This is a genomic window from Candidatus Hamiltonella defensa 5AT (Acyrthosiphon pisum) (assembly GCF_000021705.1).
In the GTDB taxonomy this organism is placed as follows: domain Bacteria; phylum Pseudomonadota; class Gammaproteobacteria; order Enterobacterales; family Enterobacteriaceae; genus Hamiltonella; species Hamiltonella defendens.
In genome coordinates, this window is sequence record NC_012751.1 from 464,648 (window position 1) to 489,973 (window position 25,326).

A 25,326-nucleotide genomic window follows, 5' to 3' on the forward strand; every position below is an offset into this window, starting at 1 on the left:
GTGTCAGATAAATCGCCTTATCTTTTCGCTCAAAAAGGCATTCAAATTATTTTTATTTTACCTTGGACTCACTTAATTTTCACCTAAAAATAAGATAGGAATTCCGACAGTCAGTCGCACGTTTACAATAAGTTTTGAAACAGGTCTAATATTATTTTAAATAATGAGGAATCAGTGAAATGAAGATAGTTATTCTTGGTGCAGCAGGAGGCATTGGTCAAGGGCTTGCTCTTTTACTAAAGGCCCAGCTTCCTGTAGGTTCAGAGCTTGCGCTTTATGATGTTAATTCGATTACCCCAGGGGTTGCAGTTGATCTTAGCCATATCCCAACAGATGTGACGGTGAATGGTTTTAGTGGTAAAGATCCGACGCTTGCACTTTTAGGTGCAGATATTGTTTTAATTGCAGCGGGTATAGCACGTAAGCCAGGAATGGCGCGTTCAGATTTATTTGACGTAAATGCAGGTATTGTTCGAAAATTAACAGAAGACATTGCACATACTTGTCCAAAAGCATTGGTCGGGATTATCACCAATCCAGTGAACAGCACAGTTGTTATTTCGGCCGAAACTTTTAAAAAAGCCGGTGTTTATAACAAAAATAAATTATTTGGTATCACGACATTAGATATTATTCGAGCAAGGAGTTTCATTGCTAAACTAAAAAACAAGGTATCAGAAAATATTAAAGTGCCTGTGATTGGTGGGCACTCAGGTGTCACTATTTTACCTTTATTATCCCAAATACCTGATATCAGTTTGACTGAAAGCGAAATAAAGACTCTGACTCAGAGTATCCAGAATGCAGGTACAGAGGTCGTAAAAGCAAAAGAAGGGGGAGGGTCTGCTACTTTGTCCATGGCTTATGCAGCTGCCTTATTTTGTTTTTCATTAGTTCGTGCATTAAATGGTGAAAAAGGGATTGTAGAATACGCTTATGTTGAAAGCGATCGTAAACAGTATCCTCGTTTTTTTGCACAACCTGTTCTTTTAAATGAAAATGGTATTGCCGAATATAAAGAAATAGGGGCGTTAAGCGCTTTTGAACAAAAGCATTTAGAAAAAATATTGGATGAGTTAAACAAAGACATAGGGCTCGCTGAACAATTTAATCAATAAAAATTTTTTTAAAAAAAGAGCTTCAAATAATTTTTTCGTTTTTTTGTGAGAGATAAAATCTAACCTTTTTATTAAAATATCAAACATAGTTAAAGAGTAACAAAATGAATAAAAACGGCGGGTTGAATTTTGAACACCTATTAAATGAGCAGGAAATAAGTGCTGTCAAGCCACCTGATATGTATAAAGTGATATTGAATAATGACGATTATACTCCGATGGAATTTGTGGTTGATGTGCTCCAAAACTTCTTTTCTTATAACCTTGAACAGGCAACAGCATTGATGCTTAAAGTTCATTATCAGGGAAAGGCGATTTGCGGCACTTTTACGGCAGAGGTGGCGGAAACGAAGGTAGCATCTGTAAATCAATATGCCAGAGAAAACGAACATCCATTTCTGTGCACCCTGGAAAAAGCCTGAGCAACGTATCTATTGAGAGGAAAGAATATGCTTAATCAAGAACTTGAACTGACTTTGAATATTGCTTTTGCTACGGCACGTAGGAATAGACATGAATTCATGACCCTGGAACATTTATTACAGGCTCTGTTAACGAATACATCAGCAAAAGAAACTTTAGAAGCCTGTCACGTTGATTTGCTGGTTTTACACAAAGAACTCGAAATTTTTATTGAAAAAACCACACCTGTATTTCCTTTAAGCGATAAAGAATGTGATGTTCAGCCTACCCTGGGCTTTCAACGCGTATTGCAACGTGCCGTTTTTCATGTTCAGTCCTCTGGGCGCAGCGAAGTATCAGGTGCTAATGTTTTAGTCGCTCTTTTCAGCGAAAAGGAATCACAAGCAGTGTATTTACTGCGTAAACATGATGTCACTCGTTTGGATGTCGTCAATTTTATTGCTCATGGTATACGTAAAGATTTTTCAGAAAATAAAGAAACCACAGAAAATTCCGTGATTAAAGATCCTGGCGCTTCATCATCCAGCGAGAATATTGAAAGCGCGCTCATTAATTTAAATCATCTGGCTCAATCTGGTCATATTGATCCCTTAATTGGCCGAGCCAAAGAGTTACAACGCACTGTACAGGTATTGTGTCGTCGTCGAAAAAATAATCCTTTGCTGGTAGGGGAATCTGGGGTAGGTAAAACCGCGATCGCAGAAGGCTTGGCGTGGAAAATTGTACAAGAAAATGTACCTGAGATTATTAAAAAATGCGTTCTTTACTCTTTAGATATTGGCTCTTTATTAGCTGGCACAAAATATAGAGGAGATTTTGAAAAGCGTTTCAAAGCCTTGTTAAAAACCCTGCAAGAGGATGAAAACAGTATTTTATTTATTGATGAAATTCATACCATTATTGGAGCAGGTGCAGCTTCAGGGGGGCAAATAGATGTCGCCAATTTATTAAAACCATTTCTTTCTAACGGAAAAATTCGTGTGATGGGTTCAACGACTTATCAAGAATTTAGTAAGATTTTTGAAAAAGACAGGGCTTTAGCGCGTCGTTTCCAAAAAATTGATATTATTGAACCCACAACAGAAGAAACGATCCAGATTATTAATGGATTAAAAACAAAATATGAAGCACATCACGATGTCCGTTATACCTCAAAAGCAGTGCGAGCGGCCGTCATTCTATCTGCGAAATATATCAATGATCGTCATTTACCGGATAAGGCCATTGATGTCATAGATGAAGCAGGAGCTTCTAGCCGATTGCTTCCACTGAGTAAGCGAAAAAAGACGGTCAATGTATCAGATATTGAATCTGTAGTTGCTCGTATCGCGCGTATACCCGAACAAGCGGTTTCAGTCAATGACAAAGAAGTATTAAAAAATTTGAATGATCGTTTAAAGATGTTGGTCTTTGGTCAAGATGAAGCCATTTCTATGCTGACAGAAGCCATTAAAATGAGCAGGGCAGGGTTAGGCAATGAGAACAAACCTGTGGGTGCTTTTTTATTTGCTGGCCCTACAGGGGTAGGAAAAACAGAAGTCACTTTACAGCTATCTAAAGCGCTGGATATCGAATTATTACGTTTTGACATGTCGGAATATATTGAGCATCACACAGTGAGTCGTTTAATTGGAGCGCCTCCAGGCTATGTGGGTTACGAACAAGGCGGCCTAATGACTGATGCTGTTATCAAGCATCCGTATGCCGTATTATTATTAGATGAAATTGAAAAAGCGCACCCAGATATTTTTAACCTGCTTTTACAAGTGATGGATAACGGTACGTTAACTGATAACAATGGGCGAAAAGCGGATTTTCGCAATATCATTCTTGTGATGACAACCAATGCAGGTGTAAGAGAGACAGAGCGAAAATCGATTGGGTTTACTGAGCAGGATCACAGCCCTGATGCCATGTTGGAAGTGAAAAAAATTTTTTCCCCTGAATTTCGTAATCGACTTGATAATATCATCTGGTTTAATGGTCTTTCTATAAACGTGATCCAACAAGTAGTGGATAAATTTATTGTTGAATTGCAGGCACAACTTGATGCAAAAGGCGTCTCACTGGAAGTCAGTGACGATGCTCGTGATTGGCTGGCTGAGAAGGGTTACGATAAATCCATGGGAGCCAGGCCAATGTCAAGAACTATTCAGGAGCACATCAAAAAGCCTCTTGCGAATGAACTTTTATTTGGGGCCTTGGTAGAAGGGGGATCGGTCACTGTGGTATTAGATAAAGAAAAAAACCAGCTGCTTTGTCAGTTTTGTAGTACCGAAGAACTTAAAACCAAAAAGGAAAACGTTCTTCATTAGCCGAAAATCACTCACTAATAGTGAGATAAAAAAGACAGAGCCTATCCTATAACTATCTTCTAACTATCTTCGAAAAGCGAAACACGAAACACTTTTTACCGGCTACGGAAAGTAATGCGGGCTTTGCTGAGGTCATAAGGTGTGAGTTCTAAAGTGACTTTATCACCAGTCAATATACGGATATAGTTTTTACGCATCTTGCCTGAAATGTGCGCCGTGACATGGTGGCCGTTTTCTAATTCAACCCTAAACATCGCATTCGGTAGGGCATCTCGCACTGTTCCTTGCATTTCAATATTGTCTTCTTTCGCCATAAGCTCCTCTTAATATCATTACCTTCATTCTAAAATGCGGGCAGATAATGCCGAAAAATGCCCATTTTGTAAAGGATCGTGGAATTATTCCAGGGCAATCGCATCTAAAAAAACCTTGATATACGAATAATAAATTGATTTATTTTGTTTTTTATTTATGAATTGTTTTTGAATGTTTTCAGTGACGCCTATTACGACATTACAGCCCTCTAAAAAACCGGACATGAAGTGTAGCTTCATTTTTATTGAAGCACGGAAAATAGTATGATTCGTTTTTGATTTATCATACGTTATCTTTTTAGGAAATTATGATGCTAGGAATTCATCGTTCTGCATTGATCCCTTTTAGTGCTGATAAGATGTATAAACTGATTAATGATGTGTGTGCTTACCCTGAATTTTTACCAGGCTGTGTAGGCAGTAAAGTCATCAATGTCACTGATAATGAAATGATAGCCGCAGTAAAAATTGCTAAAGCGAGTATACATAAAACTTTTATCACCCGTAATACTTTAATGACTAATCGTAGTATCAATATTGAATTGATTGAAGGTCCTTTCCGAGCACTGACAGGAAGTTGGAAATTGACAGCCTTAAGCCCCAGGGCCTGTCAAATTGACTTTCATCTTGATTTTGAATTCACTAACAAATTACTTGCATTAGCATTTGGAGGACTATTTAAAGATTTGGGTGAAAATATGCTGGAGGCCTTCACCAAGCGTGCCAAAGTAATTTACGGGGTTGATGAAAGAATTGCCTTTTAAAAGAGATCTTTTCAAATAAGTTTGCTGCCTGGCAAAGCATTCGTTAGAATGCGCCACTTTTTTATAAAAATTTCCTCAGTATCATCAAAGTTGATTCACGCTTCAAAAAGAGAGAAAAAAATGATCGTCATTAATGCTAAATTACGTCAAAAAGAAGAAAAAGGCACGGCGGCCAGTCGTCGCTTCCGTAAAGCCGGCCTATTCCCCGCCACTGTTTATGGAGGTAGCCTTCCTCCTGTGTCTATTGTCCTGGATCATGATGTCGTGAAAAACCTTGAAGCCAATCCCGCGTTTTATAATGAAATACTGACACTTGAGGTTGGAGAAGAAAAAACGAAAGTAAAGATTCAAGCTATTCAGAGACATCCGTTTAAGCCTAAATTAACGCATATGGATTTCATACGGGCGAATGAAGTCTGATGACGTAGCCAATTTTGATCGTTCAATAATAACCCCCACATTGCCCGCGCTGGAGACTGCGCGGGGTTTGCTGACTTTGATCCACACCCAAGGGGAAGAAAAACGCTGCAATAAAAGATCGGCGACCTCTTCTGCCACCCGTTCAATTAATTCAAAACGCTGTCTTGTGACGTGTTGCTGCACCGAATCACAAATATCCACGTAATTTAAGCAATCTTCGACCTGATCGCTGCTGGCAGGCTTTCTGTTCTCATACCCCATTTTGATGTCAAATATCAGCTCTTGTCGTAGGGTTTTTTCCCAATCATGAACTCCTATCAGTGTGAATATGCGCAAGGCCTCGATAAATAAAATGTCCATTTTTCCCTTTTAATTTTCTAAAGCCGCCAGCATTCGAGAGATGAGTTGATGGCTACGCTGATGCATTACTTGTTTTAATGGATGGTTATTGCTTTTATTGAAACCTGACATCAGTCTTGTCATTACCTTATTGCCTGAATGAGATTGTTTTGGTTTAGTATTTGGTGCCCAAATATCGTACGGAAAGGCCTGTTCTCTTATGATACTTAATCATATCACGCTCAATTTTGATAAAATCACACATCTTTGATGGATAATGCCTGTTTCTCATTTTTTATCATCCTCCTCAAAAAAACAGAGATTATCCTAAGATTGACTTTGTTAATAGTGGCAGATCGAGACAGGGTGCTGAGCAAAGACATTAAGACTCCTAAGAACAAAAAACCTCAGGGTGATTCACTTATTAGTTTTACGAAATGAATTTTAAGGAAAAAAATTAAAAAAAAGAAAATGAGCGGTTTTTGAAAGTTTAATTTTTTTTTAAAATATTACATTTCCCTATGAAATTTATTTTCATTAGAACTTAAGCAAGCCTCATATATTTTAAGAAAAAATATCTAAATAAGCACTACATGTGTGTTCGATGGGATATGAATCCTCAATTTTGCGTAAGTTTTGTTCATTTAACTTACATAAAATATAAGAAAAAATTTATGACTAAAACTAATCTAAATTCCTAACAGTAGCAATTTTTCTAACATAAAGGCTATGTTTGAAGGCCTTATAATAAAAAAACCATCCGAAAAAGCATTTGAAAGCCTACAGTCTGTCACAAATACCACTGAACCGGAAGCGAAACGGCCATCGCCAAAAGCAACAAGTACTGAAGGGAAAAAGCGTCCCCCAGCGGTACCAGAAAAAACAGCAAAAACAGCAAAAACAAAGAAAGAATACGACAGGTTAAAACAAAAACACGAAGCGAACCTACTCTCAAAGTCAGTGGCACCAGAGCTACAGAAGCCAGTATTGCCAAGAGCAACAAGCACTGAAGGGAAAAAGATCCCCCCATCGGTACCAGAAAAAACAGGAGAAACAAAGCAAAAATACAAAGAGTTAAAACAAAAACACGAAGCGAACCTACTCTCAAAGTCAGTGGCACCAGAGCGACAGAAACCGCCAGTGCCACCAAGAACAAGGACTAAAAATAAGTTTTTGCAAGATAAGCTCGACGAGGTAGCCCGAACAGGAAAACTGGACTGTAAAGGTATTACAGATGAAAGTTTAATCCATTCAGCTTTACGAAAAATTCGTAAGGCGGGTCTCCCCATCCGTACGCTCGATTTATCTGAGTGCCATTTAACACGCTTTCCTACATTATTGCTCGAAAAAGATTTTAATCACATATCTTCATTACAATTGAATGACAATCCTAATCTGACTCAGTTGCCTCACAACATGGATACGCTGCTTCCAAAATTAGCCCATCTGAACATCAGTAGGACTGGTATCAATCCAATAGATTCGGTGGGCATATTTCGCCTCTTAAGCACAAGTCATTTGTTCATCATTGAGTTAGATGGTACACCGGTAACAGCAGATGAATACAGAGATAAGATGACATCTATTTTCGAGCAGAATAAGAGGCTTGTTGGAAATACAGTGAAGTTGTCCAAAGATAGGTCGATAAAAGTTTTTTCTTCACACTGTAAATCGATTAGTTCAGAATTAAGAGCACAAAGGGAAGGCTTACTTAAATCAGCCCCAGGCGTTGAGTTGATCATGCCGTTCAGTCAAAGTAAAGGTCGTTTTTTTATAGCTCTCCCTAGTGGTATCTGTTCTGGCATTTCCACTGCAATTTCTCTGAGTGTTTTAGCAGACGAGAGGGTTGAAGGATTCCTAAAAAAGCTCTATCCGGATCCCTCAGAAGGTCAGAGAAAAGGGAAAATTAATTTACCATATGTGCATGAGTTAAATGAATTACAAAGCAGGGTAGGCACATTGAGGAATGTCAAACAATACCTTAAAGAAAGAAATATAGAGTATAAAATACTCAATCGTTTTAAGGCTGAAGATGCAGCAGAAAACTTAAAGTCAACCGTTGCCTTTCTACAAAACTAGGTTTGGGCTACTACTGAAAACAAATCATTAGACATCCGTTTATTTTATAAAGCTGGAAATGGTCATTCAACTTCTTTTGTCATTAGCGATGAAAAAAATGATAAGCAAGAAAAAGCCGTGTATTTTGCTGAACCGAACATCGGTATCTTTAGAATTTGGCTAAAAGAAAACTCCAATCAATTAAATGACTTTTTCTTGAAATATGCTGACTCTGAATATGTAACGCCTGAAAAATTTATTGTGTCTGAGATTAAGAAAGCAGCGGCAGCTTCAACCTGATTTAACAGACATCAGATTATGACGCGCCTTATCTGTTTTATTGAGTATAGGGGGGTGTGCCTGAGTTAAATCAGAGGATGTTTGAGCCCATCGAATCACATTCAAGACTTGCCGTTGAGACAAACCATATTTGAGGGCCAGGTGGTCGGCGGAGAGGGTAGTGCTCAAGACCTGGGTCATTTCCTGTAACAGATAGGGTAAAATAAAACTTTCCTTAAATTCTCTGGCTTTTCTGTTGTCGATAACGGCCCAAATAAAGGCCAATGTGGAGACCCCGCCTTCTTGCATCTTGTCCATTCCGCGATTTTTTTCTGAATTAACAAGTGCCATTACTTTAGTTTTTGCATCTGTTGTTTTTTGCGCTGCTTTTTCTGCCCGAATAAGCAATAAAAAGTTTTTTTCTTCCAAACTGGTATTAAAACATTCAATTTTTGAATTATCCTTTTTTATAACAACCTGTCTACTCTTTGTGATTTCCATTAACATATTTGGTTTCGTTATCATGGCACTCATTTCACTACGATTAAGGATTTTTCATGCAAAACATAAATCAGCCTCCACTGTGGCTATTAATATTGTTGATCATGTTTCCACAATTGGTGCAAACCATTTACAGCCCGGCGCTACCAGATATTGCTTCTTCGTTCAGAGTCAGCAGTGAGCAAGCGGCTCAAACACTGTCAGTCTACTTTGTCTCCTTTGCCATCGGAGTCGTATTATGGGGCTGGTTGAGCGATCGCATTGGTAGACGCCCCGCCATGATGATTGGTCTCACCTTCTATGCTTTAGGGGAAGCCCTCGCGATAGTGGCTATCAATTTCAACATGTTGCTACTGGCTCGTATGGTGGCAGCTTTGGGTGCCGCTGCAGGTTCGGTCCTGGTGCAAACCATGTTGAGAGACAGTTATAAGTCAACCGCATTGGCTCGCGTATTTTCGATCATAGGCGCAGCGCTGGCAGTGAGCCCGGTGTTTGGGTTGTTGAGCGGAGGCTGGCTGGTGAGTCTTTACGGGCATATGGGGGTGTTTATTGCTCTGTCATCGTTCTCGATATTGCTGCTCGTGCTGACGGCTATTGCTCTGCCGGAAACGCGGCCTGAAAATACGATCGGGCACAGTATGCTCAGTCTGGCTGTACGCATGGCGCGAGACAGCTCATTTTGGCGAAACGCTATGCTGATTTCATTGCTCAATACAATGATATTCAGTTATTACAGTCTTGCACCTTTTCTTTTCGAACAGTTCGGTTGGGATTCCAGAGCTTTTGGTTGGACTGGATTTTTACTGATGTTCTCATCCCTTTTTGGCAGCCTGCTAAACCGCAAGTTGTTGGCTTCAAACAAACACACGGAACAACTGGTGCGTCATGCTTGCAGTTTGGCACTATTATCCGGCATTGCCGCATGGGGTTTACAGAGCTCTCCGTGGATTTTGGTGCCTGTAGTCGGGGTGGTTGTTGCTTATGGAATCGCGATTCCCAATATACTGAGCCATGCTTTGCGTCAATATAGTGAGCAGACAGGCGCTGCAGGAGCGCTGTTCGGGCTGGTTTACTATTTATTGTTAGCTCTGATGCTAGGGCTGGCTGGTGTGGTACAGCAGTTGGGCCTTGTTCTTACCGCTTGTGCGATGATAGCCTGGTTATACCGGCCATCTTCAATCAGTCATTGAAATAAAAAAATAGTATGATTACCTCCACTCAAAATTAAGTTTTAATTTTGATTCTCGGTGATGTCTGCTTTTCTTAGAGGTACGATCAGCATATCGACATGGACAACACTCAGCAGCTGACGAGTGGAGGACATCAACTTACTCCAAAAATCCTGATGATGTCCGCATAGCACTAAATCCACTTCATATTTTTTGACGGCATCCACCAAAACTTCCGCGAATGCTCCATTTCCGATTAAGGTTTCAGTAATAAAATAATCGGTACTTTGGGATAACTGAGTTAATTTTTTTTTCGTTTCCTCAGCAATATGTTTTTGAACATCCCCAAAAGGCGGATCTATTAAACCTGTATAAAGATCGGTGTAATTCACATCCACGTGTATGAGAGAAATTTTGGCATGATAGGGTCTTGCCATGGAAACTGCTTTTTCTAACAAAATTTGACTTTCCTCAGAAAGATCAACTGCAATCAAAATATGTTGATAGGCCATGATGAAAATCTCCTTTATATTAAATTGTGATTTTTATATTTTAATTTATTGATATTTTTAATAAATAAATTTATAGCAGAATGCTAGAGTGACAACTCTTCTAAAACTGAAAATCCATATTTTTCTAAAATAGGAGATAAGCTTTCCGTGTCCCCATTTTTTTTAACGCAATAAGCCTTATTTTTAAATGAATGCACAGAGGTATTTTGTTGTGATCCAATGAGAGAAAAAGCACGTTTGGCTATTGCTGCCCCTGAATGGATCATTCTCGCGTTTAAAAAAATTTGCTGTAATTCATTTATGATAAAGGGAAAATGGGTACAACCAAGTACAATGGTATCTGGTACTTTTTGTAGATTCAGCCATGGCTGTAAAATTTTTTTAAACATATTGATAGAAATTTCTGTTCCCAGCACTTTTTTTTCTGCCAAATAAACGAGTTCAGATGATCCTAATAGTTCCACCTGGCAATTTTTAGCAAATCGTTTTATTAAATCTAAAGTATAAGGGCGTTTTATCGTTGCTGGCGTTGCCAGCAAACCCAAAACACCATTACGGGTGATATGTGCAGCAGGTTTGATCGCAGGAACCGCACCTATAATAGGAAAAGAAAAACGTTGACGCAAAATAGGTAAAACAATAGTACTCGCTGTATTACAGGCAATAATAACGCAATTTAAAAAATGCTTTTTTTGTATAGCAGTCATGATTCTGACTATTTGCTCTAAAATGAAAATTTCAGATTTTTCGCCATACGGAAAACCTTCATTATCAAAACAATAAATATAATGAATGTGAGGCAATAATTTTTTCATTTCTTGATATACGGATAAACCACCTATCCCAGAATCAAGAATCAACACACTGACACGATCATAAAAATTCATTTGAGAAGTCATCATAATCCATACAAAAATCTTGGTTTTTAAAAAAGGTAAGCAGATTTTTTAGTGCGAAAATTCCAATTTATTAAAAATATTGATTACTATTAATTTTTCTTTTCGTAAAAAGAATAAATGATATAAAAATCAACGTTAATTTTTTCTGTGGATAAAATAAATATATTTTGATCAATTCCCTCTTGGAAAATAAAAAAATCAATTTTTTAAATATATAAATCAATAAAATAACAATACGGAAAAAATAATTCATCCAAAATGAATCAAAAAATAAAATGTGGATAAGTCTGTTAATAAATTTTTCATCAAATTCACAGAGCCCATTCTCATTGATGACCGTTTATCTCTGAATAAAATGTTCGCGATAGTAGGCTAATTCAGAAACAGACTCCCTTATATCTTCCAAAGCCTGATGTGTATTTTTCTTTTTAAATCCAGGCAATATTTCAGGTTTCCAACGGGCAGCTAATTCTTTTAAAGTACTCACATCAAGATAGCGGTAATGAAAATATGCCTCCAATTTTGGCATATAACGATAAAGAAAACGTCTATCTTGAGCCACACTATTACCACAAATCGGTGATTGACCTTCAGGCACCCATTTTCTTAAAAATTCAAGCGTGGCGGATTCTGCATCCGCTGTCGAAAAGAGACTGTTTTTGACACGCTCAATTAACCCTGTTTTTGTATGAACACATATGTTCCAATCGTTCATTAACGCTATCTGTTGATCGGATTGATAAATTTGTATCACAGGCCCCTCTGCGAGAATATTGAGATCGGCATCGGTCACCAAAGTGGCAATCTCAATAATACTATCCCGCTCAGGATCTAACCCTGTCATTTCCAAATCAATCCAAATTAAATTTTGGTGATGATTGATAGATTTTTTGACCATACTTATATTAACTACCTTACTTTTAGTATTAAAAAAATAATCATGTATTATGATTGATACAGTTTAACCTATAATCAAATGGCGATTTCAATTTAAAAATAAAGATATTGTGAAAAAAAATAAACTCTCAAAAAATCAACACCGCCGTATTCAGGCTCATCATCAATATCGACTCCATCCGACATCTCTCACGGACGATAAAAACAATCAATTAGACGATGCTCAATTTGGTGAACCACAACAAGGGGTCGTCATTAGCCGTTTTGGTCAGCACGCAGATGTAGAAGGTCATCAGGGTCAACAACAACGCTGTCATATCCGAAGGAACGTGCTTTCTTTAGTGACAGGTGACAGAGTGATCTGGAGACCTGGTATACCAAGGCAAGAAAACCGCAACGTAAAAGGTATTGTAGAAGCTGTTCATGAACGAAAATCTGTCTTAACACGCCCCGATTTTTATGACGGTATTAAACCGATGGCAGCGAACATCGATCAGATCGTCATAGTCTCAGCAGTGATCCCTGATTTATCACTTAATATGATTGATCGTTATTTGGTGGTCTCTGAAAGTTTAAATATAAAGCCGCTCCTCCTTTTAAATAAAATTGATTTATTAACACCCAATGAACGAAAAAAAATCAATCTCAGGCTGAATATTTATCGAAATATTCATTACACTGTTCTTGAAGTGTCGGCTCAAACAGGCGAAGGAATCGCTGATTTACAAGCAAATTTATTAGACCGTGTCAGTATTTTTTCTGGTCAATCGGGCGTAGGAAAATCGAGTTTATTGAACACTTTGTTGCCCCCGACTGAACAGCAAATCCTGGTTGAAGCCCTTTCAGAAAAATCCGCCCTGGGTCAACATACTACGACAACAAGTCGTTTGTATCATTTTCAACAAGGAGGAGATTTGATTGATTCACCCGGGATCAGAGAATTTGGTCTTTGGCATTTAACCCAAGAGCAAATTATCCAGGGTTTTATTGAATTTCGTGATTATGTTGGGCATTGTAAATTCAGAGATTGTGCACACATCGATGATCCCTGTTGTGCCCTGCGTGATGCCGTTCAAAAAGGCCATATCGCTAAAGAGCGTTTTGATAACTATCATCAAATTTTGTCGGAAATCACTTTGAAAGGCAAAAAACTTTTTAATCAAGATTAAATATTCATGGATTTTATGCTAAAAAAATTAAAAATTAAATTACAATATCTATTACCTCAACACGCTTTGACTCGTCTCGCCGGTTGGGCTGCCAATAAAAAAGCAGGCTGGCTTACTCAGCAGGTGATTAAGATATTTGCTTCCTATTACCGCGTTAACATAAAAGAAGCACAATATACTGAATTTTCTGCGTATTCTTCTTTTAATGAATTTTTTATTCGTTCCTTACGTTCTGATGTCCGCCCTATTGCAGCAGGAGATAACATTCTCGTTCAACCAGCAGATGGCACAATCAGTGAATCAGGCCGAATTGATAAGGATAAAATTCTACAAGCGAAAGGCCATGACTATTCTTTAGAGGCCTTACTGGCCGGCCAGTCTTTGCTTGCAAAAGAATTTGAAAATGGGCAATTTGTGACAACCTATCTTGCGCCGGGTGATTACCATCGAGTGCATATGCCTTGTGATGGGGTTCTGCGCGAAATGATTTATGTTCCAGGCTCTTTGTTTTCAGTGAATGCTTTTTTTGCAGAGAATGTCCCTTATTTGTTTGCCCGCAACGAGCGCGTGATTTGTATTTTTAATACAGCCTTTGGCACCATGGCTCAGATTTTAGTAGGTGCAATGATTGTGGGGAGTATTGAAACTTTGTGGTCAGGGCCTGTTGATTCCCAGAGAAAGGGCATTATTCAACGCTGGGTTTATCCTGATGAAGGTAGTGAAGCCCCGATTATTTTGAAAAAAGGTGAAGAAATGGGGCTTTTTAAATTAGGCTCTACTGTGATTAACTTATTTGTATCAAATAAAATAAAATTAGCCTCTCATTTACAAAATGGTTCAATCACACGCTTGGGAGAAATATTAGGGGAAGCCCCGCACTAATTTTTAAAAGTTGTATAAAAAATGCTGATCTATTTTTTACAATTTTGAACAAAGTCGGTTTTATGCTAAACGAGTTGAATATTTTTCAGAAAATTATCTATTGGAGCGAATGAAGACAAGTGCATCCTTTGAGAAACTGCTTTTTTTCAATAGACCTCTTCAAAAAACCTATAGAGCGCGGTGAATTGAAAACGTTCTCGGTGCAGGTACCGGAGCACATTAGAATAGATGAGGAGGAGAAACATCATGTAACGGAAAAATTACAATTCGTATCAGGCTATATAAAAAGTATTATATTACCGTTTATTTTGTTACTGATAGGCTTACTATATTCCCTAACAGCACTCCCCGATCCACCTCGATTAAATAAAATTCAGATCGAAAGCTTTTTAAAAAAAGTCAAATCAAATCAGAAATTACCTCATCAAAAAGAAATCATTCAAACGCTTGAGGCCAGTATAGACTGGCTAGATGCTACTGAGATATCTGCAAAAGAAGCAAAGAAATATCAGATAGTGATTAATAATTTTGAAAGTCTCATAAAAAATTTACAGAAACAAATAGAAAAAGAAGATGAGAAACCCCTTTCAATAGAAGCCAACCTAACAATTCAAGAACTCGAACAAGAGGTGATAAAAACCAACAGTCAACTGATAGAGCTCACTCGACAGATACAACACGAACAAGAAGAATTCCAACAAATTTTTGATTTGATTCTCAAAATACCGGCGGAACAATCCGAAATACGACGTATTTTGAGCCAAATCACTCAACAGTTACAGTTAAAAAGCAATCCCCTCACGCCGCTTGAACAAGCTCAATTGACTTTATTGAAAGCTGAAGCGTTAGCACATAGAGCAAAGCTCAATCAACTCGAACTAGCACAGCTTTCGTCCAATAATCGGCAAGAGTTATCACGTATGCGTATCGAACTGTATCAAAAACGCCATGAACACAAAGATAAATTGCTAGAAATACTGCAAAAAAATCTTAATGATCAGCGATATAAAAATGCAGAGCAAGCCTTAAAACGTACCGAATTAATGGCAAAAGAATGTGCTGATTTGCCTGTATCGATCAGTAAAAACATGGAAACCAATCGCATGCTCACTGACACATTAAACGAGCAGGCAAAACGTATGAATGCAATTTCTTACCAAAAACGTCAAATTGATTCTGAAATTTTAAAAGTCAAGCAAACCTTAAATGCGATCCGTGAGCAGGTACAATGGCTTTCTGTTTCACCCGCATTAGGCGAAACCTTAATCACACAAGTAGAAAAATTACCTGAGAAACCAAAATTACAAAAATTAGATCAGGATATGGCTGACTTACGGCTTAAACGATTGAACTATGAAGAGTTATTGGAACAAGAACGAAAAAAAATGATCTCAATACAGGAAGGTGGCCCCTCTTTAGCATCTCAGCAACGCTGTATTTTTGATGCTCAGATGCGTCATAAATCTGAATTACTTAATTTACTGATTTCAGGTTATGACTCACAAATATTAGAATTGACCAAAATCAGATTAGCAAGTAATCAACTGGTCGACGCACTTAATGAAGTGCAAGAAGCTGTTCACCGTTATCTTTTTTGGGTACCCGACATTAATCGAGTTTCCTTTGCTTACCCTATTAAAACCGTTAAAGATTTAATGCAATTATTATCATTAAATACCGCCTCGCAAATTTCAGGCGCTTTAATGACAATGTTAAACAACCAGCAAACGCTTCTCCAGACTATTGGTGCATTACTCCTTGTCGCTTTTAGTATAGGTTCGCGTCGACACTATTATGCTTTTCTTGAACGAACCCACAACCGTGTCGGGAAAGTCAATCAAGATCAATTTGCTTTAACGCTCCGAACAGTATTTTGGTCCATATTTATCGCATCCCCTTTACCTATATTATGGAAAATCATGGGTTATGGTTTACAAAATGCTTGGTCTTATCCCATCGCGGTCAGTATTGGTACTGCTGTGACTGAAACTGTGCCTGTGTTATGGGTTTTTATGATCAGCGCCACTTTCGCCAGCCCTTATGGACTTTTTATCTCTCATTTTCGCTGGCACCCCGACCAGGTTAAAAGAGCCATGCGTTTTTATCGTATGCTCATTTGGCTTATCGTGCCTCTTATGATGGCTATCATTACTTTTCAAAATTATAATGACAGAGAATTTTTAAGTACTTTGGGCCGCCTTTGTTTTATTTTGTTGTGTATTGCACTTAGCCTGGTGACAACCAGCCTGAAACGGGCAGGTGTGCCTCTTTATTTAGATAAAAATGGTCATTGTGACAATGTACTGAATCACACATTATGGCGATTGTTGTTTTTTGCTCCTTTGATCGCGGCCTTTGCTTCTACATTAGGTTATCTGGCAACAGCTCAAGCTTTGCTCTCACGTTTAGAAACCTCTGTTACCATCTGGTTCTTTTTATTGATCGTTTATCACATCATTCGTCGCTGGATGTTGATTCAAAGACGGCGTATTGCTTTTGAACGTGCTAAACAGCGGCGGGCTGATATTTTAGCGCAACGGGCGCGAGGGGAAGAGGAAAATCTTTATAATAATTCCGAAAGTGCCATAGAAATAGAGGAACCCGTGATCAATCTGGATCTGATCAGTGCACAATCTCTACGTTTGGTGAGATTTATTCTCACTATGATCGCGTTAATTTCAGTCATTACGATTTGGTCCGATATCCACTCCGCTTTTGGTTTTTTAGAAAACATTCACCTTTGGAAGGTAGCTTCAACCATTAATGGTGTAGATAATATACAAAATATTACTATGGGCTCGCTGCTGGTCTGTATTTTTTTTATTATTGTGACCGCTCAGCTGGTACGTAATCTCCCTGCTCTATTAGAACTGGTGCTGCTACAGCATTTAGATCTGACACCGGGCACCGGTTACGCTATTTCTACCATTACTAAATATTTAATCATGCTTGCTGGGGGGATGATTGGCTTTTCTTTCTTGGGAATTGAATGGGGGAAATTGCAGTGGATGGCTGCAGCTTTAACCGTGGGATTAGGATTCGGTTTACAGGAAATATTTGCTAATTTTATTTCTGGTCTGATTATTTTATTTGAAAAACCCATTCGTATTGGCGATACAGTCACCATACGTAATTTTACCGGCACTGTGACAAAAATTAATACGCGAGCCACAACGATTTTTGATTGGGATAAAAAAGAAGTCATTGTGCCGAATAAAGCGTTTGTGACTGAACAATTTGTTAATTGGTCTCTGTCAGATACCATTACTCGTGTGGTATTAAATATTCCTGCCCCCGCAAACGTGAATAGCCAACTCATCAAATCCATATTATTAAATGCCTGCAAATGTTGTCCTTTATCATTAACTCATCCAGAACCGGAGGCCTATTTAATCAATCTTGAGCAGGGCATACAGATTTTCGAATTGCGGGTTTTTGCTTCAGATATCACGGAACGGATGCCATTGCGTCACGCAATACATCAGTTAATTTTGGAGGGCTATCAACAACATGGTATTGATCTGCCCTTTCCGCCTTTTCAGGCAAAAATCGATACTTTTAAACACGATGAGCATGCTGTTTTTTTGAATAAAAACCATATAAGAAAAACAGGGAGCTTATAACGAGACACTAATGTTGTTTCAGATAATGCAGATGAAGATAAAAACGCCGTTTTATTATCAAGCTCTTTCAACAGGAAAAGCCATGACCTCGCTTAAATTTTCTGCATTCACTGACAACATAACAAGACGGTCAATCCCTAATGCAACGCCTGAGCAAGGCGGTAATCCGTGCTTGAGAGCAGCGATAAAACGCTCATCAATTGAACGTTTAGGCAAGCCTAAAGCAGCACGCTGACGATTATCCTGCTCAAAACGCTGTTGTTGCTCGGCACTATCTGTTAATTCATAAAAACCATTCGCTAATTCAATCCCTTTGAAATACACCTCAAAACGCTCTGCAACGCGATAATCTTCAGTACTGATGCTTGCCAGGGCGGCTTGAGAAGCAGGAAAATGATAAATAAAGACAGGTTTATCACGCCCAATATAAGGCTCGACTCCAGCCATAAAAAGCAATTGCAAAAAAGTATCACGATCTTTTTCGTTATCAGTAATAGAGGCAAGATTCAGCCTCACAGCAGCCTCTTTAATCTGAGTTTCATCAGCAGAAAGGGGATCTATATTCAAATGCCGTAAAAATGCCTGCTGATAAGAAAGTGTCTCCGCAGAATGACAGGTTAATATTTGCTGCAGTAAATCATCCACTTCATCCATTAGACGATACATATCGTAATGAGGTCGGTACCATTCTAATAAAGTAAACTCAGGATTGTGATAACGCCCCATTTCTTCATTTCGAAAACATCGCCCCATCTGATAAATTGGGCCGCTCCCTGCAGCAAGAAGGCGTTTCATATGATATTCAGGACTGGTCGTCATATATAACGACAAGCTTTTAGCCATCGTTGGAGCTAAAAAGCGGGTTTCAAAAGTGGACAAATGTACATCCGTGACCGTCGCTTGGCTCATACAGGGCGTATCAACCTCTAACACACCCCGGTCAGTAAAAAATTGCCGAATTTTTTTGATCATGTCGGCGCGTTTTAATAAATTGGAAATAGGAGCACTTGGCTGCCAGTTAGCCGCTTCGCTCATAGCACTCATAATAAGACTTTACTCCAGATAATTCAGAGGGGGGGGGAATACATTCTACTCGTAGAATACCCGCCAAACAAATGGATTGAAATCGAGTATTCACCTTATTCATTCATTAAATTAATCAATTTTTTGATATTTTATTTGATCAAAATTTATTTTGAACCGCTTTCCCTTCGAATCCACACATGTTACGCGTTTTTTGCTAAGGATCCCTCTTGTTGAAGCTGTTCTTTATGTTGCGTAAAAGTTTGCATTCCCCATTGGCTTCCTCTGTGCATGACATCTTCTAATTGATGGATTTTACCTTCTCGAATTAAATGAGATACAGCAGGGGTACGCACCAATACTTCAAATAAAGGAATACGTCCTCCTCCCTCTTTAAGCACTAATTTTTGAGCAAGCACCGCGATCAAACTCGAAGCCAATTGACCTCTGACACATGACTTGTCTTCTGCAGGAAAAACGTCGATCAGTCTATCAACCGCCTGAGCCGCAGTACGCGTATGCAGCGTTGCCAATACTAAATGCCCTGTTTCAGCCGCTGTCAATGCAAGACGAATGCTCTCTAAATCACGTAATTCGCTTAATAAAATAATATCAGGATCCTGCCTTAACGTAGCACTTAAAGCAGCATTTGCCGAACAGGTATGTAAACTTAAATCTCTTTGTTGAATCAATCCCAAGCCGTCTCTGTGAAGATATTCAATAGGATCCTCTAATATGATGATATGACGGGCATAACGCTGATTCATAGCTGAAATCACCGCGTTCAGAGTGGTTGATTTGCCACTACCCGTTGCTCCAGTGATTAAAATTAAGCCATTTTCTTGTCGCATTAATTGTTGAACGATCGCTGGTATATTCAAAACATCAAAATCAGGGCAAGATTCTGGAATGAAACGAAAAGCCGCTGATATTCCGTATTGTTGCTTAAAAAAATGCCCTCTAAGTCGCTGTTTATTTTGGGTGAAAGCAAAATCTAGTTGTCCTTTTTCTGCTAATTGTAGATATTTTGGTTCTGTCAATAGTGTTTGAGACAACATTTTAATTTCTTTCTCATCTACTCTGGAATATCCTTCTAAAACCTGTAACTCACCATCAATACGTAGCCGCGGGTAATGAGCACTACAAAGGTGTAAATCAGAAGCCTTCTTTTTTACACCAAGTTCAATCCATTTTTCAAAATCCATAACTTAGCCCCAAAATTTCAATGAATGCTATCAAGCAAAATATACAGAATGTCAAAGAAAGAATCTTATCGGATGCTCAAAATTGCGGGCGTTCTCCAAAAGAAATTCAATTACTTGCAGTGAGTAAAACAAGATCTGTGAAGCTGATCACAGAAGCAATTCAAGCTGGGCAATATGCTTTTGGTGAGAATTATGTGCAGGAAGGAATAGAGAAAATTCACTATTTTTCTAAAAATAGGATGGGCAATATAAAGCCGCAATGGCATTTTATCGGGCCGTTACAATCAAATAAAACGCGCTCGGTCGCAGAGTATTTTGATTGGTGTCACACAGTTGATCGTTTTAAGCTCGCCGAGCGATTAAGTGCTCAAAGACCTTCTAATCTGCCTGATTTAAACGTGTTAATTCAGGTGAATATCAGTAAGGAAAAAACCAAATCAGGGGTAATGTTGAGTGAATTGTTTGATTTGGCCAGTCTTATAAGCCCTCTTCCAAAACTGAAACTTTGCGGCTTAATGGCCATTCCCGCTCTAATAAAAGATTATCACCAGCAATTGGTGGTATTTGAAGAGATGCACAGTGCATTTTTAGAATTAAAAAAAGAATATCCCGAATGGGATATTCTGTCTTTAGGGATGACAAATGATATGACCGCTGCTATTCATGCGGGCAGTACTTTGGTTCGAATTGGAGAGGGTATTTTTAGTCATTTCGAAGGAAAAATGAATGAAACATCATAAGATCGTTTTTATCGGCTCTGGCAATATAACGAGTGCCATCGTTTCTGGGATAGTCGAAAACGGATATCCCTCTCAAAAAATTACCGTATGCGCTCCTTCTGAAGGTCATCGTGGTGTGCTTGCCAAGAAATGGGGGGTTATCAGTAGTGCGGATAATGCGGCGGCGATTCGTCAGGGCGATGTCATCATATTTTCTGTAAAACCTCAAAAAATCAGGGAGTTATGTCAAGATTTATGCGATGCAAAGATAGATTTTTCAAATAAATTAATTTTATCTGTAGTGACCGGTATCTCAATTTCACGTTTTTGTGAATTACTAAACACAAAATTAAATCTGATCCGGATGATGCCAAATACTCCGGTTAGAGTGCATGAAGGAATGACCGCGTTGTTTGCCGCAGAAGAAGTGAATGAGGCTGATCGCCATTTTACCACCGAGTTAATGTGCTCTGTCGGTAAGGTTTGCTGGTTAAAAAATGAAGCTGATATCAATAAAGTAATCGCGGTTTCTGCAAGTGCGCCGGCTTATTTTTTTCTATTTATGGAAGCCATAGAGAGGGAAGCTTTACTTCTCGGTTTTAGTCAGGAAAGGGCCCGTTTATTAGTACAACAGACAGCGAGAGGGGTTTGTGCACTGGTAGAGAAAAGTTCTGCTCTTTCTCTGTCTGAGCTACGTCAGCAGGTGACTTCGAAAGGAGGCACCACCGAGGCCGCGATCGAATTTTTTAATAAAAAACAGTTATTTACTATTGTTTCCAGTGCTATGAAAGCGGCTATTGCTCAAGCTGAGTTCCTGGAAAAAAACACTTTTTAAAAAAATGTTGAAACTTGCACACTTTCAAAAATAGACTAATGTATAGATATTGATTATTTAAAGTAATTAAATTATCAATAATTTGTATTTAATTTTAAATCTGGTATTTTATTTATTATCTTGGAGGTTAACATGACTTTAAAATCAACTCTTTCTACAATGGAACAAAAAAGTGGTCATCAAAAGGGTAAGTCTTCAGAGAAGATAACGAAAAATGCTGCAAAAGATACAATGAAAACTACACACAATAGGTAGTTGATAGATATAGATATATTTTCTGGTGTTTTATTTGTCAAATTTAACTTGATTGCACCTCGCCATTGTTTGGCGAGGTTTTTTGCGAATTATTAACAGCGGAAGTAAATTTGAAACACACGGCATGCACAGCAGAAAAGTGACAGTTTTTCGCCCCTTTAAAAAGCTAAACCTGATGTTGTTCTATTTTTTCATTAATATCCTTGAGTTCCTTATCAACCAAAAAGAGCCCCTCACCACTACTACCTACTAAATTCAGTTTATCCAAGATAGATTTAAATAATTTCTCTTCTTCATGTTGTTCTGAAACATACCATTGCAAAAACTCAAAGGTAGGAAAATCTTTTTCAGTCAATGCAAGGTCGCATAAATTATTGATTTCCATGCTAACAATTTTTTCATTGTTATAGGTTTTTTCAAAGAGGTCGATCAATGATTCAAAGTTATTTTGAGGTTTTTTAACAGAATCAACAATAGGTTGCTGACCAATATCACATAGATAGTCAAAAATGCGCTGCATGTGTTGCATTTCTTCCTGAGAATGTCGTTTTAAAAAAATGGCGGCTCCTTCAAAACCTTTGTAACTACACCAGGCACTCATTTGTAAATAAAGACTGGCTGAATCAAATTCCAGGTTCATTTGTTGATTCAATTTTTTCACCATGCTGTCTTTGATCATTATTTTTTCCTCATCTCATTATTTCAACTGTTTCTCTCTCCCTGATATTAGTAGCATTTACAATTAATATCATGAGAGGTATTTCAAATTTGTGCGAAAAACAACCATACAGCACCTCTTATGGATTAGCAGGTGTGATTGTTGACGGGATTTCTGGTGCCGTTTGTTGTTCTGAATTCAATAAACCGGCCATATTAAATAATTCAGAAAACGATTGTGATGAAAATTTTTGACCATTTAAATCTATTTGATGATTTTCAAAATAAAATTGACTACCGATGATGTCATTTTCCAGAGTAGTGAACTTCAACAGTTTACCCAATTTTGCCAAGCTTTGCACTTGCTGATCTGCCAATTTTTGAGATTCTTCCTGACTATTTCCCTGTAAGATGGAAATCTGTGTCATCAGCTCTTTTAGCATCACAACCGGTATATTTAAACGAGCATCTATCTTTTTAATTCCGCTTGCCAAAGAAAGATTTTGAGGATCGGTCGTTGTAGATTCAGGTATTTTCATCTGCGCCTGTAAATTAAAAGTACCTTCGCCTTGGCTGTTTTTCCAACTCAAAGGCTCAATTTTTAAAACTGCATTTCCTTTCAATGCAGCTTGCCATATATTTTTTATGATATCTTTTTGATCTGTATTTAAAAACTCATCATTATTTTCAGCCTTCAAGCTTTTGATGGTTTTATTTTTGATCATTTCCATAAAATGTTTGATCGTTTGGCCGTCTATACTCTCTAGAGAAACAAATAATTTTCCGGAACCAAAATCATTTCCGTCAATGTTGAGATCATCTAATGAATAATTTAATTCCGTATTTAACGCATGATCTAATTCATTCGTTTTATGATAGAACTCAATTCCATTGAGATTTATATTGTTTTTATCATTCACATTAAAAAGAATTTCTTTAAAAGCGATTTTTTCTTCACCAAGAAAGACACCAAATTTCCCCATATGATTGACGCTGCTGAGCGTTAAACCTTTTAAATTCAGTGTTTCAGTTTGTTTTAAGTCGTTTTGAGTGATGAAAGTGAAGGCATCACTTTGCGCTGTGAAATCCGCATTATTCATATCATTTGAAAGATGGGCTGTCATCATGCCCCCAGAAAATGTTAAGCGAGTATCTTGATATTCATAATTTATAGGAGAAAAGTGGATCACAGATGTGTGATTACCAAGATAAGAAACGCGTGAATCCGCACTAAGAGGAGATTCTCCCTGGTTGGCTGTAAATATTTTTTCTAAAATGGGCGTGTTTTCTAAAGTAGAATGTACTGAAGCCATAACAGGTAATAGATAGCCTTTTTTTATTTGCGATATTGGGAAAGGCCCATGGTCGATGGTTTCAATAAAAATAATTTTTTCGGCGGTCTTATCTTGATTCAGTTGCAAGACATAGCGTACTTTAGTACTAAAAATACCGCGGTGATAATCTTGATAAGTGAATTTGATATCTTGTCTCGGTAAATAACTCGAAATTTTATGATTAATATTATCCGTTAATGCCGGCATTTTTTCTTCTATTATTTTCCCTGTATACCAGGAAGCGCCTGTCCAGGCAGCGCCTAATAGAGCGAACATGCTGATGGTGAGGGATGATTTTTTCATCATTTTATGATTCCTTTATTTTTTATAAATGAGCGGGTTTATATATTAATGGGAGGATGAGAGACATAAGCAATTTTGCCTTTCCCATAGACCCTGATAGAGGATTCGCCAGCAGAGCAAAAACAAGATTCACCAGGGATAAGCTCCAGTTTTTTGCCTTTTTGATCTAATCGAGCGTTGCCTTCCATGCAAAAAATAATAGAGATTATATTCGGTGTTAAAAGTTGTCCATCGGATTTTAACTGATAAACAGAAAATGCAAAATCTGAGACAGGGACAGGAAAGATCTGTCGATTTTCTCTTTGAAGGGGCAGGGTCAATAAATTTGAAGCAGGTTTAGGAACAAAGCGTACGTTAGCCATGAGCTCAGGTACGTCAATCCATTTTTCTGTTAAGCCGGCACGCAACACATTATCCGAATTTGCCATGACCTCTAATGCGACCCCTTCGATATAAGCATGCGGCGTCTGCGCTTCTAAAAACATGGCTTCTCTTGGTTTTAACGTGATCACATTCAGGAATACAGGCGCAAATAAGCCAGGATCTTCTGGATAAGATGAAGCGATATGTTGAATGGTACTCCAGGGCTCGTCTGATCTACCCGCCACTACCGATTGTAATACGGCGAGCGCCCGTTTTTTTGTCTCGTCTGTCATAGTCAGAAGACTCAAAAAGACGTTTGATAAATGCTTTAGACTGGGCTTTTCTACAAATAAATGAATATCGGGATGTGCTTCGACAAGAGGTGTGAATAGTCTTTGAAGATCTTCTATGGTACGAAAACCATTCATCGCTTTAAAAGGCGTTAAGGCATAAAGCAATTCAGGTTTATGGTTGTCGTCTTTATAGAGACGCTCTTTGGCCGTGATCGGGATCCTCCTGGCATTTTCTTTTGCAAACCCTTTCTGTGCTGCTTGTTTATCAGGATGTACTTGAAGTGAGAGCGGTTGAGCCGCACAAAGGACTTTAAAAAGAAAAGGTAATTGATCCCCCTTTTGAGCCTGTGGCCCCAAATAAGCGGCGGGATTTTGTTGAATTAAATCGCACAAAGCCTGTCTTTCTTTCTGATCATTGATTAATTGCGAACTGTTTTGTGGATGCGCGCCCATCCAGAGTTCCGCCATAGGCAGCCCCTGATTATTAGGAATACCATACAAACGGGTTAAAGCATCCCGGCTACCCCAGGCATAATTTTGTACTGAATTGATCATTTTTTGCATGATGATGAGTCCTGCTCTTAATTAAAAAACTGACCTATTAAAAGTCCATGGAGAGAATAAATTTTTTTAATATACCTTGAAAATTGAAAGCTT

At 38.2% G+C, this 25,326-nt stretch carries 24 protein-coding genes; 13 read left to right on the top strand and 11 right to left on the bottom strand.

What is annotated here, in order from left to right; all coding sequences use genetic code 11:
• Nucleotides 1-179: 179 nt before the first annotated feature.
• The 3 genes from mdh (at nt 180) to clpA (ending at nt 3,856) form a co-directional block, all read left to right on the top strand.
• Nucleotides 180-1,118: a malate dehydrogenase gene (gene mdh / locus HDEF_RS02290; protein ID WP_012738171.1), complete on the top strand. Its 939-nt coding sequence runs from the start codon at nt 180-182 to the stop codon at nt 1,116-1,118.
• Between the two features lie 104 nt (nt 1,119-1,222).
• Nucleotides 1,223-1,540, top strand: coding sequence for an ATP-dependent Clp protease adapter ClpS (gene clpS, locus HDEF_RS02295; RefSeq protein WP_012738172.1), 318 nt, complete (start codon nt 1,223-1,225; stop codon nt 1,538-1,540).
• Nucleotides 1,541-1,567: 27 nt separating this feature from the next.
• Entirely contained in the window at nt 1,568-3,856 is a 2,289-nt protein-coding gene (gene clpA, locus HDEF_RS02300) for an ATP-dependent Clp protease ATP-binding subunit ClpA (RefSeq protein ID WP_012738173.1), read from the top strand.
• A 95-nt stretch (nt 3,857-3,951) separates the two neighbouring features.
• Here the strand turns inward: clpA and infA are convergent, their stop codons facing one another.
• A complete protein-coding gene (gene infA / locus HDEF_RS02305; protein WP_012738174.1) occupies nt 3,952-4,170 on the bottom strand; it encodes a translation initiation factor IF-1 in 219 nt (72 codons plus the stop codon).
• A 311-nt stretch (nt 4,171-4,481) separates the two neighbouring features.
• Here infA and HDEF_RS02310 point away from each other — a divergent pair, with 311 nt between their 5' ends.
• Together HDEF_RS02310 and rplY are read left to right on the top strand one after the other, a co-directional pair.
• Nucleotides 4,482-4,934: an SRPBCC family protein gene (locus HDEF_RS02310; protein ID WP_012738176.1), complete on the top strand. Its 453-nt coding sequence runs from the start codon at nt 4,482-4,484 to the stop codon at nt 4,932-4,934.
• A gap of 120 nt (nt 4,935-5,054) precedes the next feature.
• Entirely contained in the window at nt 5,055-5,354 is a 300-nt protein-coding gene (gene rplY / locus HDEF_RS02315) for a 50S ribosomal protein L25 (RefSeq protein ID WP_012738177.1), read from the top strand.
• Here the strand turns inward: rplY and folB are convergent.
• Complete coding sequence (folB, locus tag HDEF_RS02320) at nt 5,316-5,714, bottom strand: dihydroneopterin aldolase (RefSeq protein WP_012738178.1); 399 nt, start codon at nt 5,712-5,714, stop codon at nt 5,316-5,318. The two genes, rplY and folB, sit on opposite strands and share 39 nt — an antisense overlap.
• 708 nt (nt 5,715-6,422) lie before the next feature.
• Here folB and HDEF_RS02325 point away from each other — a divergent pair.
• Together HDEF_RS02325 and HDEF_RS12390 are read left to right on the top strand one after the other, a co-directional pair.
• Nucleotides 6,423-7,772: a hypothetical protein gene (locus HDEF_RS02325; protein ID WP_012738180.1), complete on the top strand. Its 1,350-nt coding sequence runs from the start codon at nt 6,423-6,425 to the stop codon at nt 7,770-7,772.
• A 117-nt stretch (nt 7,773-7,889) separates the two neighbouring features.
• Nucleotides 7,890-8,051 carry a hypothetical protein gene (locus HDEF_RS12390; RefSeq protein WP_012738181.1) on the top strand — a complete coding sequence of 54 codons (162 nt, stop codon included), beginning with the start codon at nt 7,890-7,892 and terminating at the stop codon, nt 8,049-8,051.
• Here HDEF_RS12390 and HDEF_RS02330 read toward each other — a convergent pair.
• Nucleotides 8,043-8,531: a hypothetical protein gene (locus tag HDEF_RS02330; protein WP_234809435.1), complete on the bottom strand. Its 489-nt coding sequence runs from the start codon at nt 8,529-8,531 to the stop codon at nt 8,043-8,045. The genes HDEF_RS12390 and HDEF_RS02330 overlap by 9 nt on opposite strands.
• Before the next feature lie 56 nt (nt 8,532-8,587).
• Here HDEF_RS02330 and HDEF_RS02335 point away from each other — a divergent pair, with 56 nt between their 5' ends.
• Nucleotides 8,588-9,721: a multidrug effflux MFS transporter gene (locus HDEF_RS02335; protein WP_012738183.1), complete on the top strand. Its 1,134-nt coding sequence runs from the start codon at nt 8,588-8,590 to the stop codon at nt 9,719-9,721.
• A 41-nt stretch (nt 9,722-9,762) separates the two neighbouring features.
• Here HDEF_RS02335 and uspA read toward each other — a convergent pair whose 3' ends face one another.
• The 3 genes from uspA to orn form a co-directional block, all read right to left on the bottom strand.
• A complete protein-coding gene (gene uspA / locus HDEF_RS02340; protein ID WP_012738184.1) occupies nt 9,763-10,212 on the bottom strand; it encodes a universal stress protein UspA in 450 nt (149 codons plus the stop codon).
• An 83-nt stretch (nt 10,213-10,295) separates the two neighbouring features.
• Nucleotides 10,296-11,111: a glutamate racemase gene (gene murI, locus HDEF_RS02345; protein WP_012738185.1), complete on the bottom strand. Its 816-nt coding sequence runs from the start codon at nt 11,109-11,111 to the stop codon at nt 10,296-10,298.
• A 340-nt stretch (nt 11,112-11,451) separates the two neighbouring features.
• On the bottom strand, nt 11,452-12,009 hold the full coding sequence (gene orn / locus HDEF_RS02355; protein ID WP_012738187.1) for an oligoribonuclease: 558 nt from the start codon (nt 12,007-12,009) through the stop codon (nt 11,452-11,454).
• 109 nt (nt 12,010-12,118) lie between these two features.
• On the opposite strand from orn, the gene rsgA reads away from it, so the two are divergent.
• From rsgA to mscM, 3 genes are all read left to right on the top strand, one after another.
• On the top strand, nt 12,119-13,177 hold the full coding sequence (gene rsgA, locus HDEF_RS02360) for a small ribosomal subunit biogenesis GTPase RsgA (protein WP_012738188.1): 1,059 nt from the start codon (nt 12,119-12,121) through the stop codon (nt 13,175-13,177).
• A 15-nt stretch (nt 13,178-13,192) separates the two neighbouring features.
• Nucleotides 13,193-14,059 carry an archaetidylserine decarboxylase gene (gene asd / locus HDEF_RS02365; protein ID WP_012738189.1) on the top strand — a complete coding sequence of 289 codons (867 nt, stop codon included), beginning with the start codon at nt 13,193-13,195 and terminating at the stop codon, nt 14,057-14,059.
• A 293-nt stretch (nt 14,060-14,352) separates the two neighbouring features.
• On the top strand, nt 14,353-17,682 hold the full coding sequence (gene mscM / locus HDEF_RS02370) for a miniconductance mechanosensitive channel MscM (RefSeq protein WP_407078904.1): 3,330 nt from the start codon (nt 14,353-14,355) through the stop codon (nt 17,680-17,682).
• A 57-nt stretch (nt 17,683-17,739) separates the two neighbouring features.
• Here mscM and epmA read toward each other — a convergent pair whose 3' ends face one another.
• Nucleotides 17,740-18,717: an elongation factor P--(R)-beta-lysine ligase gene (gene epmA / locus HDEF_RS02375; RefSeq protein WP_012738191.1), complete on the bottom strand. Its 978-nt coding sequence runs from the start codon at nt 18,715-18,717 to the stop codon at nt 17,740-17,742.
• 191 nt (nt 18,718-18,908) lie between these two features.
• Nucleotides 18,909-19,910: a type IV pilus twitching motility protein PilT gene (locus HDEF_RS02380; protein WP_012738192.1), complete on the bottom strand. Its 1,002-nt coding sequence runs from the start codon at nt 19,908-19,910 to the stop codon at nt 18,909-18,911.
• Nucleotides 19,911-19,930: 20 nt separating this feature from the next.
• On the opposite strand from HDEF_RS02380, the gene HDEF_RS02385 reads away from it, so the two are divergent.
• Both HDEF_RS02385 and proC read left to right on the top strand, forming a co-directional pair.
• Nucleotides 19,931-20,650, top strand: a complete 720-nt coding sequence (locus HDEF_RS02385; RefSeq protein ID WP_012738193.1) for a YggS family pyridoxal phosphate-dependent enzyme — start codon at nt 19,931-19,933, stop codon at nt 20,648-20,650.
• Nucleotides 20,637-21,464, top strand: a complete 828-nt coding sequence (gene proC / locus HDEF_RS02390) for a pyrroline-5-carboxylate reductase (protein ID WP_012738194.1) — start codon at nt 20,637-20,639, stop codon at nt 21,462-21,464. The genes HDEF_RS02385 and proC overlap by 14 nt, the downstream gene beginning before the upstream one ends.
• 421 nt (nt 21,465-21,885) lie before the next feature.
• Here the strand turns inward: proC and ftnA are convergent, their stop codons facing one another.
• The 3 genes from ftnA to manA all read right to left on the bottom strand — a co-directional run bounded on the left by ftnA (nt 21,886) and on the right by manA (nt 25,233).
• On the bottom strand, nt 21,886-22,398 hold the full coding sequence (ftnA, locus tag HDEF_RS02395) for a non-heme ferritin (protein ID WP_012738195.1): 513 nt from the start codon (nt 22,396-22,398) through the stop codon (nt 21,886-21,888).
• A gap of 118 nt (nt 22,399-22,516) precedes the next feature.
• Nucleotides 22,517-24,016, bottom strand: a complete 1,500-nt coding sequence (locus HDEF_RS02400; protein WP_048901547.1) for a YdgA family protein — start codon at nt 24,014-24,016, stop codon at nt 22,517-22,519.
• A gap of 35 nt (nt 24,017-24,051) precedes the next feature.
• Complete coding sequence (gene manA / locus HDEF_RS02405; RefSeq protein ID WP_012738198.1) at nt 24,052-25,233, bottom strand: mannose-6-phosphate isomerase; 1,182 nt, start codon at nt 25,231-25,233, stop codon at nt 24,052-24,054.
• Nucleotides 25,234-25,326 lie beyond the last annotated feature (93 nt).

Excerpts from the sequence above, each read along its gene's own strand:
- mdh (WP_012738171.1), top strand. The coding sequence starts at position 180 with ATGAAGATAGTTATTCTTGGTGCAGCAGGAGGCATTGGTCAAGGGCTT.
- clpS (WP_012738172.1), top strand. The coding sequence starts at position 1,223 with ATGAATAAAAACGGCGGGTTGAATTTTGAACACCTATTAAATGAGCAG.
- clpA (WP_012738173.1), top strand. The coding sequence starts at position 1,568 with ATGCTTAATCAAGAACTTGAACTGACTTTGAATATTGCTTTTGCTACG.
- infA (WP_012738174.1), bottom strand. The coding sequence starts at position 4,170 with ATGGCGAAAGAAGACAATATTGAAATGCAAGGAACAGTGCGAGATGCC.
- HDEF_RS02310 (WP_012738176.1), top strand. The coding sequence starts at position 4,482 with ATGCTAGGAATTCATCGTTCTGCATTGATCCCTTTTAGTGCTGATAAG.
- rplY (WP_012738177.1), top strand. The coding sequence starts at position 5,055 with ATGATCGTCATTAATGCTAAATTACGTCAAAAAGAAGAAAAAGGCACG.
- folB (WP_012738178.1), bottom strand. The coding sequence starts at position 5,714 with ATGGACATTTTATTTATCGAGGCCTTGCGCATATTCACACTGATAGGA.
- HDEF_RS02325 (WP_012738180.1), top strand. The coding sequence starts at position 6,423 with ATGTTTGAAGGCCTTATAATAAAAAAACCATCCGAAAAAGCATTTGAA.
- HDEF_RS02330 (WP_234809435.1), bottom strand. The coding sequence starts at position 8,531 with ATGGAAATCACAAAGAGTAGACAGGTTGTTATAAAAAAGGATAATTCA.
- HDEF_RS02335 (WP_012738183.1), top strand. The coding sequence starts at position 8,588 with ATGCAAAACATAAATCAGCCTCCACTGTGGCTATTAATATTGTTGATC.
- uspA (WP_012738184.1), bottom strand. The coding sequence starts at position 10,212 with ATGGCCTATCAACATATTTTGATTGCAGTTGATCTTTCTGAGGAAAGT.
- murI (WP_012738185.1), bottom strand. The coding sequence starts at position 11,111 with ATGACTTCTCAAATGAATTTTTATGATCGTGTCAGTGTGTTGATTCTT.
- orn (WP_012738187.1), bottom strand. The coding sequence starts at position 12,009 with ATGGTCAAAAAATCTATCAATCATCACCAAAATTTAATTTGGATTGAT.
- asd (WP_012738189.1), top strand. The coding sequence starts at position 13,193 with ATGCTAAAAAAATTAAAAATTAAATTACAATATCTATTACCTCAACAC.
- epmA (WP_012738191.1), bottom strand. The coding sequence starts at position 18,717 with ATGAGCGAAGCGGCTAACTGGCAGCCAAGTGCTCCTATTTCCAATTTA.
- HDEF_RS02380 (WP_012738192.1), bottom strand. The coding sequence starts at position 19,910 with ATGGATTTTGAAAAATGGATTGAACTTGGTGTAAAAAAGAAGGCTTCT.
- HDEF_RS02385 (WP_012738193.1), top strand. The coding sequence starts at position 19,931 with ATGAATGCTATCAAGCAAAATATACAGAATGTCAAAGAAAGAATCTTA.
- proC (WP_012738194.1), top strand. The coding sequence starts at position 20,637 with ATGAAACATCATAAGATCGTTTTTATCGGCTCTGGCAATATAACGAGT.
- ftnA (WP_012738195.1), bottom strand. The coding sequence starts at position 22,398 with ATGATCAAAGACAGCATGGTGAAAAAATTGAATCAACAAATGAACCTG.
- HDEF_RS02400 (WP_048901547.1), bottom strand. The coding sequence starts at position 24,016 with ATGATGAAAAAATCATCCCTCACCATCAGCATGTTCGCTCTATTAGGC.
- manA (WP_012738198.1), bottom strand. The coding sequence starts at position 25,233 with ATGCAAAAAATGATCAATTCAGTACAAAATTATGCCTGGGGTAGCCGG.